The following is a 17,162-nucleotide window of genomic DNA, read 5'->3' as shown; positions in this document are numbered from 1 at the left end:
ACTGGTGGGTAATCCTAGAGCCGCCACTCTAGGCTGGCAACGTGTCCCACGATTCCTCCCTTGGCGCTGAGAACTCCACGGTGCACGCGATGGCCGAGCGGCTGGCCGGCGTCCCGGGTATCGCCGGTGTGCTGCTCGGCGGCAGCCGGGCCCGCGGCACCCACCGCCCGGACTCCGACTGGGACCTCGGCCTGTACTACCGGGGCGAGCCCGACACCGCGGCACTGGCCGCCCTCGCCGCGGAGTTCACCGGCGGACCCGTCGAGGTCGCGGGCCCCGGCGGCTGGGGACCCTGGGTGAACGGCGGCGCCTGGCTGACGGTCGACGGGGTGCCGGTCGACTGGATCCTGCGCGACCTCGACCGCGTCGAGCGCGTCTGGGACGACTGCCGCGCCGGCCGCTACGAGGTCGGCACCCAGCCCGGCCACCCACTCGGCTTCTGGTCCCCCGCGTACCCGGGCGAGGTGGCGCTGGGCCGCGTACTCGCCGACCGGGACGGGGAGTTGACGGCGCTGCGGGAGCAGACCCGGCTCTATCCGGAGCCGTTGCGCGCGGCGCTCGTCGCCGCCGCGTGGGAAGCGGAGTTCTCGGTGGCCGGAGCCCGCAAGTCCGCCCGCGCGGGCGACACACTGCATGTCGCGCTCTGTCTGTCCCGGGCGGTCGGCGTCCTCACCCAGTCCCTCCACGCGCACCACCGCGCCTGGTGCCTCAACGAGAAGGGCGCCCTGGCGGCCGCCGCGGCGCTCCCCGGGACGCCCCCGGAGTTCCGCAGCCGCGCCGAGGACGTTCTGACCCGGCTCGACGATCCGGCGGCCGCCGTCGAAGCAGCGGCCGCACTCGTCGCCGACACCCGCGACCTGCTCAACTCCTAGAACTCCGAGAACTCCCAGAGGCGGAACAGGCCGCGGGTCCGGAACGGCGTCAGGCGCCCGGCAGCCACTGCGGGCAGATCAGGCGTCCCGCGGCCACTGCGGGGAGCGGCCCAGTATCGCGACGATCCGGTCGAGCGGATCGCCCGTACCGCCGTCGGCCACCGCGGGCCCGAACGCCGCTCCGGCGGTCAGCCGGCTCTCTCCCGCCGGTACCGCCGCGGCCACCGGCAGCGCCGCCTCCAGCACCTCCGGGTCGAACTTCGCGTCGACGCCGAGCGCCCGCGCGACATCCCAGCCGTGCACCACCGTGTCCACGAAGTGGAATCCGATCGCCACCGGCGCCGGGAAGGGCCGCCCGTCGCGGACCTCCGGCAGCCACCACCTGCGGTCCAGCACCCCCGATTCGCTGAAGGCGGCCGCCACATCGGCGGCCGACGCCGCGAACGCCCCGGCCGGGTCGTCCCCCACCGGCCGGTCGGCGAACACCGACCGGTCCTTCGTCTCGCCCCGCGCCGCCGCCGCGAAGCCGTGGTTCTGCCCCACCATGTGCTCCAGCAGCCGCCGCAGCGTCCAGTCCCCGCACGGCGTGGCCACGTCCAGCCGGGTCGATCCGATCCTTCCGGTGATCTCTTCCGCCGTCCGCAGCGCCTGCCGATGCAATACCCGAAGATCCGTCATACCCGAAACCGTAGCCGCCGGGTACGACAACGCGGTGGGCCGGCCGCGGCGGAAACCCGTTCGTCCGCACCCATGTTGGGCCCTACGCTGCGGAGATGAGCAACCGCAAGCCCCTCGTGGCGATCCTGAGCGGGGCCGGTATCTCCACGGACTCGGGGATTCCGGACTACCGCGGCCCCAACGGCCTGTGGCGGCGCGACCCCGGTGCGGAGAAGCTCGTCACCTACGACACGTACATGGCCGACCCGGACATCCGCCGCCGCGCCTGGCTCATGCGGCGCGACAGCGAGACCTGGCACGCGCGCCCCAACGCCGCGCACCTCGCGGTGGCGGAGCTGGAAAAGTCCGGCGTCCCGGTCCGTGTCATCACCCAGAACGTCGACGGGCTGCACCAGTTGGCGGGGCTCCCGGACCGCAAGGTGTTGGAGCTGCACGGCACGGCCCGCGCCGTCGTCTGCACGAAGTGCCATGCGCGCAGCGGCATGGACGTGGCGCTGGAGCGGGTGGCGGCAGGCGAGCAGGACCCGCCGTGCCTGGTGTGCGGGGGGATCCTGAAGTCCGCGACGGTGATGTTCGGGCAGCGCCTCGACCCCGAAGTGCTGGCGCAGGCGATGGCCATCACGAAGGCGTGCGACGTGTTCTTCTCCGTGGGCACGACGCTGCGGGTGCAGCCCGCCGCGTCACTGGCGGGCATCGCGGCCGAGCACGGGGCGCGGCTGGTGATCGTGAACGCGGAGCCCACGCCCTACGACGAGTTGGCCGCCGAAGTGGTGCGGGAGCCGATCGGTACGGCGCTGCCCGCGCTGCTCAGCGCGCTCGCTTCGCCAGGGACCTGAGGACGGAGCGGGCCGCGTGGTGCCCGCTCATGCCGTGCACTCCGGGGCCCGGCGGGGTCGCGGAGGAGCAGAGGAAGACGTTGGGGCGGGCGGTGGCGTACGGGTTCCAGGCGATCTTCGGGCGCAGCACGGTCTGGAGCCCGGCGAAGGCACCGCAGGCGATGTCACCGCCGACGTAGTTGACGTTGTGGGCGGCGAGTTCGGCCGGACCGGCGACGGCGCGGGCCAGCACGAGGTCGCGGAAGCCGGGCGCGAAGCGCTCGATCTGCCGCTCGACGGCGTCGGTGGCGTTGCCGTGCCAGCCGTGCGGGACGTGGCCGTAGGCCCAGAAGACGTGCTTGCCCTGCGGGGCGCGGGACGGGTCGACGACCGTCGGCTGCGAGGTGATCAGGAAGGGGGTCTGCGGCGGCCGGCCGCTGACCGCCCGGTTGAGCGCGTCGCCGATCTCCGTGTACGTCGGGCCGATGTGGACCGTGCCGGCCCGGCGGGCGTCGGGCGCGCTCCAGGGGACGGGACCGTCCAGCGCGTAGTCGATCTTGAAGACGGACGGGCCGTAGCTGAAGTTCCGGTAGGCGTCGCCGAGTCCGGCGATACGGGCCAGCGCGGTCGGTGACGTGTCGAAGACATAGGCCCGCGCGGGCGGCAGCTCGTCGAGCTTGCGCACCGTCACACCGGTGTGGACGACGCCGCCCTGCTCCGTGAGGTACGAGGCGAGGGCGTCCGAGATCGCCTGCGAGCCGCCGCGTGGAATCGGCCAGCCGCCCGCGTGCGCGGCCAGCGCGAAGATCAGGGCGGTGGCACCGGTCAGCGGCGAGCTGAGCGGGGTGATCGCGTGCGCGGCCAGTCCGGCCAGCAGGGCACGGGCCTTGGGGTCGCGGAAGCGCCGGGCCAGCAGGGCGACCGGCGGCAGCCCGGTCAGGCCGAAGCGGACGAACCGGTAGGGGTCGATGGGTACCCCGCGCCACTGGGGCCGCAGCAGGTCGGCGGCCATCGTGTTCCAGTGGCCGATGTACGGGGCCACCAGCCGCCGGTAGCGGACGGCGTCGTGCGCGCCGAAGGACGCCGCGGTCTCCCCCACCGAACGCGACAGCAGCGCGGCCGTGCCGTCCGGGAAGGGGTGCGCCATCGGCAGCTCGGGGTGCAGCCACTCCAGGCCGTGCGCGCGCAGCGGCAGCGCCTTGAACGCGGGCGAGCCGGCGCCCATGGGGTGCACCGCGGAGCACGGGTCGTGCCGGAAGCCCGGCAGCGTCAGCTCCTGGGTCCTGGCGCCGCCGCCGATCGTGTCCTCGGCCTCGTAGATCTGTACGGACAGGCCCGCGCGGGCCAGCTCGGCCGCGGCCGTCAGCCCGTTCGGCCCGGCCCCGACGACCACCACGTCCACTACTGCGGTCCGGCTCATCACGCGCCCATCAGCTCGATGATCCGCCGCGCGGTCTCCGCGTCGCGGGCGATGGAGAACGGCAACGCGTTGCCTCCGGGGATACGGAACGGCTCACCGGTCACCGTCAGACTCGCGCCGCCGGCCTCGGTCACCAGGAGGAGCCCGGCGGCGTGGTCCCAGGGCAGTTCCCAGAAGAAGGCGACGCCGTCGACGCCGCCTCGGGCCAGCTCCAGGTACTCGATGCCGGCGCAGGTGCACGAGCGGGTCGCCGCGCCGGCCGCCTCCAGCCGGCCGAGCAGCACCCGCTCCTGGTCGGTGCGGAAGACCGGGTTCGACGTCGAGACCCGCAGGGTGCCGTCCGGCGCGGCGGCCGTGTGCATCCGCTGCCCGTTGAGATACGCGCCGGCGCCGCGCCGCGCGGTCGCCATCAGCCCCCGCTCGGGGACGTAGGTCCAGGACGCGAGCGGCTCGCCACCCTGCACGAGGGTGACGAGCGTCGCGTAACCGTCCTCGCCGCGGACGAAGTTGGCGGTGCCGTCGACCGGGTCGACGACCCACACCGGGTCGTCGCCGTCCAGCCGCTTGAGGACGCCGGGGTCGGCGCTCACCGCTTCCTCGCCGACCACCACGGAGCCCGGCAGCAGCGCGGTCAGCTCCTCGGTGAGCCGTTCCTCCGCCCGGCGGTCGGCGGTGGTCACCAGGTCGTAGGGGCCGTTCTTCTCGATCACGTCCTCGGCCGCGAGCCGCCGCCAGCGCGGCGTGACCTCCTCGGCGACCACGCTCCGCACCACCCGCTCGACGGCGGCGAGCAGCTCCTCGTTGACCTCGTTGACCATGCCTCCATCAAATCAGACCGGGGCCGCGTCCTGTCGTACGGTTCGCCGGAGCAGGGGGTGCATGAGGGCCGTGTAGAGGACGAGCGCGGAGCCGAGACCCACGGCCCAGCCGTAGTCCGCGAGCGGTTTGAGGAACGGGATCATGCCGTCGGCGGGGAAGGGCCCCTTGCCGGGCTCCGAATGGGAGCCGCCGACCGCCAGCACCCCGCCGACGACGAAGGCCGCGACCGCCCGCCAGTTCCAGCCGGCGGTGTACCAGTAGCGGCCGCCGGGGGTGTAGAGGTCCACCAGGTCCAGGACGGTGCGGCGGATGATCCAGTAGTCGGCGATGAGGATGCCCGCGACCGTTCCCAGCAGCCCGCCGACCACGCCCAGCCAGGTGAAGATGTAGAACTCGGGGGTCTCGATGAGCTTCCACGGGAAGATCACCACACCCACCACTCCGGTGATCATCGCCCCGGTGCGGAAGTTGATGTACTTCGGCGCGAGGTTGGACAGGTCGTAGGCCGGTGACACCACATTGGCCGCGATGTTCACACTGATGGTCGCGATGAGCACGGTGACCAGCGCGAAGACCAGGCCGAAGACGTTGTCGGTCTTGGCGGCCAGCTCGACCGGGTTCCAGATGGCCGCTCCGTAGACGGCCTGCGATCCTGAGGTGACCAGCACCGACAGCAGCGCGAAGAACGTCATCGTCGTGGGCAGGCCCAGCGACTGGCCCCAGATCTGGGCCCGCTGGCCGGCGCCGAAGCGGGTGAAGTCGGGGATGTTCAGCGACAGGGTGGACCAGAAGCCGATCATGCCCATCAGTGAGGGGAAGAAGACCGGCCAGAAGTCGCTGCCCCAGCCGAGCTTCGACGGCTGGTCGAGCAGCGGCCCCAGGCCGCCGGCCTTCACCGTGATCCAGATCAGCAGCACGACGGCGCCGACGAGGACGAACGGCGCGGCCCAGTTCTCGAAGCGCCGCAGCGTGTCCATACCCCGGTAGATGATGGCCAGTTCGAGGGCCCAGAAGACCACGAAGCACAGCCACATGGTCCACGGGTAGCCGCCGATCTTCCCGACGTCCGCCCAGCCGCCGCCGAAGATCTTGCCGAGCAGGACGAATATGCCCTGCCCGCCGATCCAGGTCTGGATGCCGAACCAGGCGCAGGCCACCGCCGCCCGCACCAGCGCCGGCAGGTTCGCCCCGCGGAGCCCGAACGAGGCCCTGGCCAGCACCGGGAACGGAATGCCGTACCGGGGTCCCGCGTGCCCGGTGAGCAGCATCGGGAAGAGCACGATCACGTTCGCCAGGGCGATCGTGAAGACCGCCTGTTTCCAGTCCATGCCGAGCGCGACGAGTCCCGAGGCGAGCGTCCAGGAGGGGATGTTGTGCGCCATCCCGATCCACAGCGCGGTGAAGTTGTACGTCGTCCACGTACGGTTCGCGAGCGGGACGGGCAGCAGGTCCTCGTTGGCGAACCGGGTGTCCGGCAGGGCCGCGTCGGCCGGCAGTTCGACGCGGTCCCCCGGGCTTGCGGTTATGGTCATCGGCACCTCGTCTCAGGTCAGCTCAGCGCGGGGATGATGTGCTCGCCGTAGGCGTCGATGGTCGACTCCTTGGCGTCGTGCATGTCGTACAGCGCGAACTGGTCGACGCCCAGGCCCCGGAGGTGTTCGAGCTTGGCGAGATGCGCCTCGACCGGGCCGAGCAGACAGAAGCGGTCGACGATCTCGTCGGGCACGAAGGCGGTGTCGGGATTGCCCGAGCGGCCGTGGTGGGCGTAGTCGTACCCCTGGCGCTGCTTGATGTACGCGGTCAGCTCGTCGGGCACCAGGCCGGAGTGCTCGCCGTAGCGGGAGACGAGGTCGGCGACGTGGTTGCCGACCATGCCGCCGAACCAGCGGCACTGCTCGCGGGCGTGCGCGAGCTGTTCGTCGCTGCCGTCCGTGACGTAGGCGGGCGCGGCGACGCAGATGGTGATCTCGGACGGGTCGCGGCCGGCGGCCGACGCCGCTTCCCGCACGGCGTGGATCATCCACTCGGTGAGGAACGGGTCGGCCAGCTGCAGGATGAAGCCGTCGGCCTTCTCACCGGCCAGGGCGAGCGCCTTGGGCCCGTAGGCGGCCATCCAGACGGGCAGCTTCCCGTTCTCCACCCATGGCAGCCGCATGGGCGTGCCGTCGACGGACGCCTCGCGGCCCTCGGCGAGGTCGCGGATGACGCCCATCGCCTCGCCGACGCGCGCGAGGGTGTTGGGCTTGCGCCCGGCGACCCGCATCGCCGAGTCGCCGCGCCCGATGCCGCACACCGTGCGGTTGCCGTACATGGAGTTGAGGGTGGCGAAGGTGGACGCGGTCACTTCCCAGGTGCGGGTGCCGGGGTTGGTGACCATCGGGCCGACGATCAGTTTGCGGGTGTGTTCGAGGATGCGGCTGTAGATGACGAAGGGCTCCTGCCAGAGCACGGCGGAGTCGAAGGTCCAGCCGTGGGTGAACCCGTTGCGCTCGGCGCGGCGCATGAGGCCGACGACACCGGAAGCGGGCGGATCCGTCTGCAGGACGAGGCCGAAGTCCATGGCGCTGCTCCTAGATGAGGTACTGGCAGGTGCTGCGCGGGGTGTACTGGCCGTGGCCGGCCCGCCCCACGTACGTCCGGTCGGTGATCACGGGCTCGCCGCGCGACAGGACGCTCTCGACCCGTCCGGTGAGCCGCTTCCCCTCGTACGCCGAGTAGTCGACGTTCATGTGATGGGTCTCGGCGGAGACGACCTGCTCGGCGTGCGGGTCGTAGATGACGATGTCGGCGTCGGCGCCGGGCGCGATGGTGCCCTTGCGCGGGTAGAGGCCGAACATCCTGGCCGGGGTGGCGCAGGCGATCTCGATCCAGCGGCGCCGGCTGATGCGGCCGTCCACGACGGCCTGGTGCAGCAGGTCCATCCGGTTCTCGACGCCCGGCAGCCCGTTGGGGATCTTGGAGAAGTCGCCGCGGCCGAGGTCCTTCTGCCCGGTGAAGCAGAACGGGCAGTGGTCGGTGGAGACGACCTGCAGGTCGTTGGTGCGCAGCCCCCGCCAGAGCGCCTCCTGGTGCTCCTTGGGGCGCAGCGGTGTGGAGCAGACGTACTTGGCGCCCTCGAAGCCCGGCTCGGCGAGGTTGTCGGTGGACAGGAAGAGGTACTGCGGACAGGTCTCGCCGAAGACGTTGAGGCCCTTGTCGCGGGCCTGCGCCAGCTCGGCGAGCGCCTCCTCGGCCGAGACGTGCACGACGTACAGCGGGGAGCCCGCCACCCGCGCGAGCTGGATGGCGCGGTGGGTGGCCTCGGCCTCCAGCAGGGCCCTGCGGACCTCGCCGTGGTAGCGCGGGTCGGTGTGCCCCGCCGCCAGCGCCTGCTGGACGAGGACGTCGATCGCGATGCCGTTCTCGGCGTGCATCATGATCAGGCCGCCGTTGCCGGCCGAGCGCTGCATGGCGCGCAGGATCTGGCCGTCGTCGCTGTAGAAGACGCCGGGGTAGGCCATGAACAGCTTGAAGCTGGTCACACCCTCCTCCACCAGGACGTCCATCTCCTTCAACGTGTCCTCGTTGACGTCGGAGAGGATCATGTGGAAGGCGTAGTCGATGGCGCACTGGGCGTCGGCCTTGGCGTGCCAGGCGTCCAGGCCGGAGCGCAGCGAGTGGCCGACGCTCTGCACGGCGAAGTCCACGATCGTCGTGGTGCCGCCCCAGGCCGCGGCCCGGGTGCCGGTCTCGAAGGTGTCGGACGCCGCGGTGCCGCCGAACGGCAGCTCCATGTGGGTGTGCGCGTCGACGCCGCCCGGGATGACGTACTTGCCGGCGGCCTCGACGATGCGGGCGTCGCCGCTGGTCCAGCTCTCCGCGACGGCCGACTCGTGGGCGGCGAGGGCCACCACCCGGCTGCCCTCGATCAGCACATCGGCGTGGATCTCCTCGGCGGCGGTGATGACGAGTCCGCCACGGACGACGGTGCGTTCGGTGCTCATGACCTTCCTCCGGCGAGCTTGTCCTGGGTCTGCCTGAGCGCGTCCGCGAGGGCGCTCGCGCCTTCTTCCGCCTCGGCGACGCTGAGCGTCAGCGGCGGCGCGATCCGCAGCGCGTTGCCGGCCCGGCCGCCCTTGCCGATCAGCAGCCCGTACTCGCGGGCCGCCTCCAGCACCAGGCTCGCGGCCTGCGCCGACGGTTCGCCGGTGTCGGGTTCGACGAGTTCGATGCCGAGCATCAGACCCCGGCCGCGCACCTCGCGGACGATGGGCAGCGCGGCGCTGATCGCCTCCAGCCGGGACTTGAGCAGCCCGCCGACCCGGCGGGCGTTGCCCTGCAGGTCGTGGTCGACGAGGTACGTCAGGTTGGCCAGCGCGCCCGCGGTGGTGATCGGGCTGCCGCCGAAGGTGGAGATGGAGTTCGCGGTCAGGCAGTTCATGACCTCGGCGCGGGCCACGACACCGCCCATGGACATGCCGTTTCCGATGCCCTTGGCGAACGTCAGGATGTCCGGCGGGCCGGCCTGGTCGTGGGCCTGCCAGCCCCAGAAATGGTCACCCGTCCGGCCCCAGCCGGTCTGCACCTCGTCGGTGATCCACAGGATGCCGTGCCGGTCCAGGACCCGCTTGAACGCGGCCAGCAGCTCGTCCGGCCCCGAGGTGAAGCCGCCGACGCCCTGGATCGGTTCCGCGATCAGCGCCGCGACGCTGCCGTTGGCCTGGCCGAGGATGTCCTCCAGGTCCTCGACGCAGGCGGCGGTGAACGCGGCGTCGTCCAGATGCGCGTACGGGCCGCGGGAGCGGACGCCGCCGTGCACGTACAGCGTCTGGAGCGGGGAGAGGCTGGTCGGCGACCAGGCGGAGTTGCCGGTGATGCCGATCGAGGTGAACGAGCGGCCGTGGTAGCTGTTGCGCAGCGCCAGGACCTGGTTCGAGCCCCGGTAGGCGGTGGCGAGCAGCAGGGCGGTGTCGTTCGCCTCGGTGCCTGAGGTGGTGAAGAAGACCCGGGCGTCCGGGATGCCGGACAGCCGGGCGATGCGCTCGGCCAGGTCGACGGTCTGCCGGCTCAGATAGAGCGTCGAGGAGTGCAGGATCTTCCCGGCCTGCTCGGTGATGGCGGCGGTGACCTCGGGGAGGGCGTGCGCGGTCATCGTGGTCAGGATGCCGCCGAAGAAGTCGAGGTAGCGGTTGCCCTCGGCGTCCCAGACATGGCGGCCCTGGCCGTGGGTGATCTCGATGGGCTCGCTGTAGTACGTGGCGAGCCAGTCGGGCATGACGGCCTGGTGGCGGGCGTGCAGGGCGGAGTGCAGGTTCTCGGTCACAGTGGCCATAACGATCAGGCCTCCGTGAGGTCGCCGTAGGCGTCCGGCCTGCGGTCCCGGTAGAACGCCCACTGCTGGCGCACCTCGTCGATGAGGTCGAAGTCCAGGTCCCGGACGACCAGTTCCTCCTTGGTGTCGGAGGCGACCTCGCCGACGAACTTGCCGCGGGGGTCGACGAAGTAGCTGGTGCCGTAGAAGTCGTTGTCGCCGTACTCCTCCTGGCCCACCCGGTTGATGGCGGCGATGAAGTACTCGTTGGCGACGGCGGAGGCGGGCTGCTCCAGCTGCCAGAGGTAGGCGGACAGACCGCGGGAGGTCGCCGACGGGTTGTAGACGAGCTGGGCGCCGGCCAGCCCCAGGGCGCGCCAGCCCTCGGGGAAGTGCCGGTCGTAGCAGATGTAGACGCCGATCCGGCCGACCGCGGTGTCGAAGACGGGCCAGCCGAGGTTGCCGGGCTTGAAGTAGAACTTCTCCCAGAACCCCTTGACCTGCGGGATGTGGTGCTTGCGGTACTTGCCGAGGAAGGTTCCGTCGGCATCGATGACCGCGGCGGTGTTGTAGTAGAAGCCGGACTGCTCGACCTCGTACACCGGCACGACGATCACCATGCCGGTCTCGCGGGCGAGCGCCTGCATCCGCTGGACGGTGGGTCCGTCGGGGACCGGTTCGGCCCAGCGGTAGTGCTCGGCCTCCTGGACCTGGCAGAAGTAGGGGGCGTTGAACACCTCCTGGAAGCCGATGACCTTGGCGCCCTGGGCGGCCGCGGCCCGGGCGTACTCCTCGTGCTTGGCGATCATCGACTCGGTGTCACCGGTCCAGGTCGCCTGGACGAGCGCGGCACGCACAACGTTGCTCATGAGCAGCTCCTCTGACGTGGCATCACGTCCGGTCTACGCACGTAGATTCCGGCCGTGTGGAAGAACGTAGAAGCGCCTTACCCGCTCTGGCAAGACCGCTACCGTTACTTGACCGGGTCGATCACGTTTCCAGCCCGACCGGGGCAACCGGCGGCCGCTCCGGCAGTCCGGCGTGCTCCCCGCCGGTGATTCCGGCGCGCTCACCGGTCCGGCAGACCCGCACGGCGCAGGGCGGCCGCGATGTCCCGGCGGCGCGGCTTGGAGATCGACGCCGCGACCGCCAGCAGCGGCGCGGCGAGCCCGGGGTACGCGCCGGCGACGGCCGCGGCCTCCTCAGGCAGCCGGGTCCTGACCACGGCGCCCAGGAGTATCCCGGCCGCCTCGCCCCCGTTCTCCTCGTACAGCGCGGCCGCCAGCACCGCGACCTCGCCGGCGGGGCGTGCCGCGGCCTGGTGCAGCAGGGTGCGGCAGTCGTCCGTGCGTCCGGCCTGCGCCAGGGCGGCCGCGGCGGCGGCCAGCCGGTCCGGCGGCAGGCCGGCGACCTCCCACAGCAACGTCGCGACATCCGCCGCCAGACCGGCGCGTTCCAGCTCACGGGCCAGCACCGGCAGCGCGGCGGCCGGGCCTGCCGCCGCCTCGCACAGCACCACGTACGCCTCCCCGCCGCGCCCGGCCCGGCGCAGGCCGCCCAGCCGGGCCGCCTCGCTGCGGGCCTCCGCCTGCCGCGGCCCGGCATCGGGCGATATCTCGGCGGTCCGTGGCGGTGCAGGCTCGGCGGCGGCACCGGCGAAGCGCGCGCCACGCGGTGCGGGTCCAGCCGCCGGGGCACCGGTCGCCGCGGGGCCCTCCTGCCGGGGCGCCTCGGACGTCGCGTCGTCCGCCTCGTCCAACGGCTCGTCGAACGCCGTCGCGAACCGGGCACCGCGCGGGCGTGACCCGGTACCGCGTCCGGACGCCTTGGGGCGGCGCTTCGCACGCCCGGCCGGCGCGGCCGGTGCGACGGGTTCGGCGCTCTCTTCCGGTCCGGCGGCGGAGCTCTGCTGCCGGGCCGACGGATCCGCCGGGTGCCCCGGTTCCGGCGTCCTCGGGCGGAACCAGTCGTCCGGCGCGGGGGAACGGTCGGCGGCGGACCGGTCCGTGAAGAACTCTCCGGAAAGCCGCGTCTCGACCGCGTCGAGCCGGGCCTGCAGTTCCGCGCAGCGCGCGCCCGCGCGTTCCCGGTCGTCGCGGGCCCAGGCGAGGGCGTTGGCCAGCCGCCCCGCCGTCACGGAGTGGGGGTCGCCGCCCGTCGCGGTGTACTCGTGGGCCGCGTGCGCGGCCTCGCGTTCACGGAGCACGGCGTCGTGGCGTTCGCGGAGCATCGCGTCCAGCCGGGAGCGCAGCGCCGTGCCACTGCCGGGGGCCGCGTCCCGGCCGGCCGCGGCGGCGCGGTACAGCCGCTGGGCGCGGCCGACATCGGCCGGGTCGACCGGTGTGCCCCGCAGCGCGGCCAGGTCGTGAAGAACTGCGTGCACCACGTCCCAGGGCGCCAGCTCCACGCCCGCCTCGTACGCGTTCACCCCGCCCGGGTCACGTCGCGACAAGGCGCCGTACCAGCCCGGCGCGTCCCCCAGTCCGGCGACCAGCTCCCGGAAGAATTCGGTGAACTCTCGTGCAGAGTCGGCCAGTTGAGGTCCGGCGCCGCGCTGTGTCATCGCTGCTGCCTCTCCGCCCCCGCCCCGGAGGCATGCAGTCCCGTTCCCGCATTCGACACCATTCGTGTTACGGGGCGGCTACGGGGAGTTTTCGTCCGCACCGCGGCTGCCTCAACTGCCTTACCCGGCGCACCGGTCACCAGTGCCCCACCGGGACGACGGAGCCGCGGCGATTCATCTGCGCGGCCGGCCGCCGGTCCGCGAGACTGGCCGCTATGCGTCTCCTCCGAACGATCCCCCGCGCGACATCCTCGGCGAGCGCGAACGCGACCGCGACCGCGAACGCCCTGACCGCCGTCGCCGCCGTGCTCGTCCTGAGCGCCGCACTGACCGGGTGTTCCGGCTCCTCGAGCTCGTCGGACGGCAAGGACCGGTCCCCGCTGCTGTCCGGCCCGACCCGCACGACCGCGTCCGGCACCCCCGCCTCGGGCCGGACCACCGTCACCTACACCCCGCGTTCGGCGCCGGGCGCCGAGACGTTGCGGCGCACCGTGGATCTGCTGCGGACCAGGGCCGACGCGTTCGGGCTGGAGGGCGCGCGGATCGAGGTGCACGGCGCCACGATCACCGCCGAGGCGCCCGGCGACAGCGGTGAGCGGCTGCGGCAGCTGGCCGTCACGGCCGAGCTGGGATTCCGGCCGGTGCTGGGCGGCGACTCCTCCGTGCCACCCGAACTGCAGCGGCAGTTCACCGCCTTCGACTGCATGGCGCCGGTGCCGGCCGGCGCACCGGCGCTGTCCCCCACGAGCCCGACGGTCGCCTGTGACAGAACGGGCCCCACGAAGTACGTCCTCGGTCCCGTCGCTCTCAGCGGCCGGGACGTGACCAGCGCCAAGGCGTCGCTCGACGCGCAGACCGGCAACGGCTGGACGATCAACCTGGTGCTCACCTCGGCGGGCGGTCGAAAGTTCGCGGAGCTCACCGGCCGGCTGTCCCAGCAGAGCGCGCCCGCCAATCAGATCGGCATCGTGCTCGACCGCCAGGTGATCTCCGCACCGTCCGTCTCCCAGTCGATCACCGGCGGAGCGGTGCAGATCAGCGGCAACTTCACCCGTACCTCCGCCCAGGATCTGGCCGCCCAGATCAGCTCCGGCGCCCTGCCCGTGGAGCTGACCGTCTCCGACGTCACCCACATCCCCTCCTAGGAGCCGAAGCTCCCAGGAGGGACCCGAGACAGGAGGGACCCGAGAGCCGGGTGTCAGCCCGTGTGGCTCGGGCTGACCACCATCGCCGAGCCGCCGCCGCGCCGGGTCGTCTCGGCCGCGGCGAGCCAGCGGCCGTCGGGCAGTCGCTGGATGCCGGTGGCCGCGCCGATCTCCGGGTTGAGCGTGAAGACATGGCCCAGCGCTTCGAGCTGTGTCCTGGTCGCGCTGGTGAACAGGGCCGGTTCGAGTTCGGTGGCCGCCGCGTTGCGCTGGCTGGCGCGCGGTGCGGCGATCGCGTCGACGAGCGGCAGACCGCGGTCGACGTGCTCGGTGAGGACCTGCAGCACGGTGGTGATGATGGTGGAGCCGCCGGGCGAGCCGAGCGCGAACGCGGGACGGCCGTCCTTCAGCACGATCGTCGGGGAGATCGAGGACCGGGGGCGCTTGCCCGGGCCGGGCAGGTTCGGGTCGTGGACCGCCGGGTTGGCGGGCGCGAACGAGAAGTCCGTCAGCTCGTTGTTGAGCAGGAAGCCGCGGCCGGGAACGACGATGCCGCTGCCGCCGGTCTGCTCGATGGTGAGGGTGTACGAGACGACGTTGCCCCACTTGTCGGCGACGGTCAGGTGCGTGGTGTTCTCGCCCTCGTACGTCGTCGGCGCGGCCGTGCCGGTACCGCCGCAGGCGGCGGGGTGGCGCGGGTCGCCCGGTGCGAGCGGGCTGGTGAGCACCGCGGTGTCCTTGATGAGGCAGCCGCGCGAGTCCGCGTAGCGCTGCGAGAGCAGTCCGCCGGTCGGGACGTCCTCGAAGGCCGGGTCGCCGAGCCAGCGCCCGCGGTCGGCGAAGGCGATCCGGCTCGCCTCGATGTAGCGGTGCAGGTACTGGGCGTCGGTGGCCTTCTTCGACGAGAGGTTCGCCCGCTCCATGATGTTGAGCGCCTCACCGACCGTCGTGCCGCCCGACGAGGACGGTGCGATCGAGTAGACGTCGTAGCCCCGGTAGGAGACCTGGGTCGGGGCCTGCCGCTTGGCCGCGTAGCCGCGCAGGTCCGCGGTGGTCAGATCGCCGGGACGCACCACGCGGGTGGCGTTGGGGTCGACCGGGGGCTTGCGGACCGTGCTGACGATGTCGGCGCCGATGTCCCCCTGGTAGATCGCTCCGACGCCCTTCCTGCCCAGCTCCTGGTAGGTGCGGGCGAGGTCCGGGTTGGTGAGCGTGGAGCCGACCACGGGCGGGGCGCCGCCCGGCAGGAAGATCTTCGCGGTGGCCGGGAAGTCCTTGAAGCGGTCCTGGTTCGCCGCGGTCTGCGAGCGGAAGGTCTCGTCGACGGTGAAGCCGTCTCGTGCGATCCGCTCGGCGGGCTTGAGCACCTGCCCCAGCGGGCGGCTGCCCCAGCTGTCGAGGGCGGTGGCCCAGGTGGCGGGGGTGCCGGGGGTGCCGACGCTCAGGCCGCTGGTGACCGCGTCGGCGAACGGGAGCGGTTTGCCGTTCTCCTGGAAGAGCGTCTCGGTGGCGCTGCGCGGTGCGGTCTCCCGGCCGTCGATGGTGAACACCTTGTGCAGCCGCGCGTTGTAGTAGACGAAGTACCCGCCGCCGCCGACGCCCGCCGAGTACGGCTCGGTGACGCCGAGCGCGGCCGCGGTGGCCACCGCCGCGTCCACGGCGTTGCCGCCCTGGCGGAGCACCTCGATACCGGCCGCGGAGGCGTCCGCGTCCACACTGGCGACCGCGCCCCCGTAGCCGACCGCGACCGGCACCTTGGCCGGCCGGGCCCGCGCATCCTGCGGGGCCGACTGCGCCGGTGGGGCCGCGGCTCCCACCGTGACAACAGCGGCCGTGACGGCCAGCAGCGACAAACTCCGGACGGCGGGGAGACGCATACGGTTTCCTCCAGTCAACACGGGTCCGCGCAGCCTAACTTGGGTACGGCGATCCCGTCAGGAGCGCGTTCGCTCGAACACCGCTACGATGCCCGGCCATGAGCGATGACGTCCGCAACCTCGTGCTGGGCCTGGCGGCCAGCGCCATCAGTGCAGCGCTGGGCTGGTTTGTCCGCACTTATGTGTGGCGCCGGAAACTGCACCGCAAGCAGCGTTTCTTCGGGCTGCCCAGCGGCTCCGAATGCCTTCTGGTGGTGCCGCGCGACCCCGGGGCCCGGGTGTGGAGCGTCGCCCGCCATGACGCGTTCGCGCTGCTGGAACTGGCCGCGCTGATCAAGGACTGCGGGGCGCACGCCGAGATCCTGCCGCACGACACGGCCTGGCAGGGCTTCGGGGCACGTACCGAGTTCTGCGTGGGCGGCCCCGTCGCCAATCACCGGCTGGGGGCGCACCTGCGGTCGATGCTGCCGGGCATAGAGATCAATACCGATGCCTCCCCCGGGCCCGACCAGGGGGCGTTCACCATCGACGGCGAGACCTACCGGATGGACAAGGGCGCCGTCGAGTACGTCCTGCTGGCCCGGCTGGCCGCCGTGCGGGACGCCGGCAACGACCGCCCGGTCTTCCTCTCCTCCGGTCAGCGCGGTGTCGCCAACCAGGCGGCCGTGCGGTATCTGGCCCGGCACCATGTGCGGCTGTCGCGCAAGCACGGCATCGACGGCACGTTCTGCCTGCTGCTCAAGGTCGTCAACTCGCAGGCCTACGGTCCCGACGTCGTCGAGCTCGTCGCCGATGTGACGCGGGCGGCGCAGACCGTCCCGGTCAGTCGGCCAGACCGATCACCAGCCACATGACGGCACATCCCGCGACCGTGCACAGCAGCGTCGAGCGGGACGGGTGCGGGCTGTGTGCCTCGGGGAGGATGTCGGAGGTCGCCAGGTAGAGCAGGAACCCGGCGAAGAACCCGAGGTAGAGGCCGAGCGCGCCCGGCGGGATGGTGAAGGCGAGGGTGATCGCGGCGCCGATCACCGGGGCGATGGCGTCGCAGCCGAGCAGCACGAGCGCGCGGCCCTGGCCGTTCCCGTACATCCGGGTGATCGTGTACGTGTTGAAGCCGTCGGCGAAGTCGTGCGCGACCACGGCGATGGCGACCACCAGGCCGACCGTGCTGCCGGCCTGGAACGCGGCGCCGATCGCGAAGCCGTCCATGACGCTGTGGCCGACGAGCGCCGAGGCGGCGGTGAGCCCGATGCCTTTGACGGGTTCACCGGGGTCGGTGGGCACCGGGCCGTGGGCGTGGGTGTGCGCGGCGTACTCGCCCTCGTGTGCGCGGTGGATCGCCACCGACCGCTCGACGATGTGCAGGGTGAGGAAGCCCCCGACGAACATCAGCAGCGCGGCGGGGACGCCGAAGACGTCGTCGGCCTGCAGGTCCAGCGCTTCGGGCAGCAGGTCGAAGCCCACCACCCCGAGCATCAGCCCGGCGGCGAGTCCCAGCACCAGATGGCGGCGGTCACCGATGTGCTGGGCGACCAGTCCGCCGATCAGGGTCATCACGAACGCGCCGAGGGCTATCAGCACCGCCATCCGCGTTCACCCGCCTCCGCCGCCGGCCCGCCCGCTTCCGCCCATGATCGGCGAAGCGGACCGGCGGCGCGAGTCAGGGCTGGTCAGTGCCGGTCG

The 17,162-nt window shown here is 72.3% G+C and carries 15 protein-coding genes; 4 read left to right on the top strand and 11 right to left on the bottom strand.

What is annotated here, in order from left to right; genetic code table 11:
- Positions 1–89 precede the first annotated feature (89 nt).
- On the top strand, positions 90–872 hold the full coding sequence (locus C6N31_RS30485; protein ID WP_138355606.1) for a nucleotidyltransferase domain-containing protein: 783 nt from the start codon (positions 90–92) through the stop codon (positions 870–872).
- 78 nt (positions 873–950) lie between these two features.
- Here C6N31_RS30485 and C6N31_RS30480 read toward each other — a convergent pair whose 3' ends face one another.
- The gene (locus C6N31_RS30480; protein WP_138355554.1) at positions 951–1,550 is read right to left on the bottom strand and encodes a TIGR03086 family metal-binding protein; all 600 of its coding nucleotides are present in this window, start codon (positions 1,548–1,550) and stop codon (positions 951–953) included.
- Positions 1,551–1,645: 95 nt separating this feature from the next.
- Between C6N31_RS30480 and C6N31_RS30475 the strand changes: the two genes are divergently transcribed.
- On the top strand, positions 1,646–2,386 hold the full coding sequence (locus C6N31_RS30475) for a Sir2 family NAD-dependent protein deacetylase (RefSeq protein ID WP_138355555.1): 741 nt from the start codon (positions 1,646–1,648) through the stop codon (positions 2,384–2,386).
- On the opposite strand, the gene C6N31_RS30470 is transcribed toward C6N31_RS30475, so the two are convergent.
- The 8 genes from C6N31_RS30470 to C6N31_RS30435 all read right to left on the bottom strand — a co-directional run bounded on the left by C6N31_RS30470 (position 2,358) and on the right by C6N31_RS30435 (position 12,457).
- The gene (locus C6N31_RS30470) at positions 2,358–3,785 is read right to left on the bottom strand and encodes a phytoene desaturase family protein (protein WP_138355556.1); all 1,428 of its coding nucleotides are present in this window, start codon (positions 3,783–3,785) and stop codon (positions 2,358–2,360) included. The genes C6N31_RS30475 and C6N31_RS30470 overlap by 29 nt on opposite strands.
- Entirely contained in the window at positions 3,785–4,603 is an 819-nt protein-coding gene (locus tag C6N31_RS30465; RefSeq protein ID WP_138355557.1) for an inositol monophosphatase family protein, read from the bottom strand. The genes C6N31_RS30470 and C6N31_RS30465 overlap by 1 nt, the downstream gene beginning before the upstream one ends.
- A gap of 12 nt (positions 4,604–4,615) precedes the next feature.
- A complete protein-coding gene (locus C6N31_RS30460; protein WP_138355558.1) occupies positions 4,616–6,136 on the bottom strand; it encodes an NCS1 family nucleobase:cation symporter-1 in 1,521 nt (506 codons plus the stop codon).
- 17 nt (positions 6,137–6,153) lie between these two features.
- On the bottom strand, positions 6,154–7,164 hold the full coding sequence (locus C6N31_RS30455; RefSeq protein WP_138355559.1) for a TIGR03842 family LLM class F420-dependent oxidoreductase: 1,011 nt from the start codon (positions 7,162–7,164) through the stop codon (positions 6,154–6,156).
- A 10-nt stretch (positions 7,165–7,174) separates the two neighbouring features.
- Positions 7,175–8,587, bottom strand: a complete 1,413-nt coding sequence (gene hydA / locus C6N31_RS30450; RefSeq protein WP_138355560.1) for a dihydropyrimidinase — start codon at positions 8,585–8,587, stop codon at positions 7,175–7,177.
- Complete coding sequence (locus C6N31_RS30445; protein ID WP_138355561.1) at positions 8,584–9,915, bottom strand: aspartate aminotransferase family protein; 1,332 nt, start codon at positions 9,913–9,915, stop codon at positions 8,584–8,586. Before C6N31_RS30445 ends, hydA begins: the two co-directional genes overlap by 4 nt.
- A gap of 5 nt (positions 9,916–9,920) precedes the next feature.
- Positions 9,921–10,763, bottom strand: coding sequence for a nitrilase-related carbon-nitrogen hydrolase (locus C6N31_RS30440; protein WP_138355562.1), 843 nt, complete (start codon positions 10,761–10,763; stop codon positions 9,921–9,923).
- A gap of 200 nt (positions 10,764–10,963) precedes the next feature.
- Positions 10,964–12,457, bottom strand: a complete 1,494-nt coding sequence (locus tag C6N31_RS30435) for a hypothetical protein (protein ID WP_198358625.1) — start codon at positions 12,455–12,457, stop codon at positions 10,964–10,966.
- A gap of 215 nt (positions 12,458–12,672) precedes the next feature.
- Here C6N31_RS30435 and C6N31_RS30430 point away from each other — a divergent pair, with 215 nt between their 5' ends.
- Positions 12,673–13,602 carry a SecDF P1 head subdomain-containing protein gene (locus C6N31_RS30430; protein WP_198358624.1) on the top strand — a complete coding sequence of 310 codons (930 nt, stop codon included), beginning with the start codon at positions 12,673–12,675 and terminating at the stop codon, positions 13,600–13,602.
- 53 nt (positions 13,603–13,655) lie between these two features.
- On the opposite strand, the gene ggt is transcribed toward C6N31_RS30430, so the two are convergent.
- The gene (gene ggt, locus C6N31_RS30425) at positions 13,656–15,479 is read right to left on the bottom strand and encodes a gamma-glutamyltransferase (protein WP_198358623.1); all 1,824 of its coding nucleotides are present in this window, start codon (positions 15,477–15,479) and stop codon (positions 13,656–13,658) included.
- A 98-nt stretch (positions 15,480–15,577) separates the two neighbouring features.
- On the opposite strand from ggt, the gene C6N31_RS30420 reads away from it, so the two are divergent.
- Positions 15,578–16,333 (top strand): hypothetical protein, encoded by a 756-nt coding sequence (locus C6N31_RS30420; protein ID WP_164297644.1) that lies wholly within the window; start codon positions 15,578–15,580, stop codon positions 16,331–16,333.
- Here the strand turns inward: C6N31_RS30420 and C6N31_RS30415 are convergent.
- A complete protein-coding gene (locus tag C6N31_RS30415) occupies positions 16,302–17,066 on the bottom strand; it encodes a ZIP family metal transporter (RefSeq protein ID WP_138355566.1) in 765 nt (254 codons plus the stop codon). The genes C6N31_RS30420 and C6N31_RS30415 overlap by 32 nt on opposite strands.
- Positions 17,067–17,162: the final 96 nt, after the last annotated feature.

The organism is Streptomyces fildesensis (assembly GCF_016107395.1).
GTDB classification, from domain to species: Bacteria; Actinomycetota; Actinomycetes; order Streptomycetales; family Streptomycetaceae; genus Actinacidiphila; species Actinacidiphila fildesensis.
The sequence above is the reverse complement of the archived record's forward strand: the minus strand, read 5'-3'. Positions and strand labels throughout refer to the sequence as shown.

Excerpts from the sequence above, each read along its gene's own strand:
- C6N31_RS30485 (WP_138355606.1), top strand. The coding sequence starts at position 90 with ATGGCCGAGCGGCTGGCCGGCGTCCCGGGTATCGCCGGTGTGCTGCTC.
- C6N31_RS30480 (WP_138355554.1), bottom strand. The coding sequence starts at position 1,550 with ATGACGGATCTTCGGGTATTGCATCGGCAGGCGCTGCGGACGGCGGAA.
- C6N31_RS30475 (WP_138355555.1), top strand. The coding sequence starts at position 1,646 with ATGAGCAACCGCAAGCCCCTCGTGGCGATCCTGAGCGGGGCCGGTATC.
- C6N31_RS30470 (WP_138355556.1), bottom strand. The coding sequence starts at position 3,785 with ATGAGCCGGACCGCAGTAGTGGACGTGGTGGTCGTCGGGGCCGGGCCG.
- C6N31_RS30465 (WP_138355557.1), bottom strand. The coding sequence starts at position 4,603 with ATGGTCAACGAGGTCAACGAGGAGCTGCTCGCCGCCGTCGAGCGGGTG.
- C6N31_RS30460 (WP_138355558.1), bottom strand. The coding sequence starts at position 6,136 with ATGACCATAACCGCAAGCCCGGGGGACCGCGTCGAACTGCCGGCCGAC.
- C6N31_RS30455 (WP_138355559.1), bottom strand. The coding sequence starts at position 7,164 with ATGGACTTCGGCCTCGTCCTGCAGACGGATCCGCCCGCTTCCGGTGTC.
- hydA (WP_138355560.1), bottom strand. The coding sequence starts at position 8,587 with ATGAGCACCGAACGCACCGTCGTCCGTGGCGGACTCGTCATCACCGCC.
- C6N31_RS30445 (WP_138355561.1), bottom strand. The coding sequence starts at position 9,915 with ATGGCCACTGTGACCGAGAACCTGCACTCCGCCCTGCACGCCCGCCAC.
- C6N31_RS30440 (WP_138355562.1), bottom strand. The coding sequence starts at position 10,763 with ATGAGCAACGTTGTGCGTGCCGCGCTCGTCCAGGCGACCTGGACCGGT.
- C6N31_RS30435 (WP_198358625.1), bottom strand. The coding sequence starts at position 12,457 with ATGACACAGCGCGGCGCCGGACCTCAACTGGCCGACTCTGCACGAGAG.
- C6N31_RS30430 (WP_198358624.1), top strand. The coding sequence starts at position 12,673 with ATGCGTCTCCTCCGAACGATCCCCCGCGCGACATCCTCGGCGAGCGCG.
- ggt (WP_198358623.1), bottom strand. The coding sequence starts at position 15,479 with ATGCGTCTCCCCGCCGTCCGGAGTTTGTCGCTGCTGGCCGTCACGGCC.
- C6N31_RS30420 (WP_164297644.1), top strand. The coding sequence starts at position 15,578 with ATGAGCGATGACGTCCGCAACCTCGTGCTGGGCCTGGCGGCCAGCGCC.
- C6N31_RS30415 (WP_138355566.1), bottom strand. The coding sequence starts at position 17,066 with ATGGCGGTGCTGATAGCCCTCGGCGCGTTCGTGATGACCCTGATCGGC.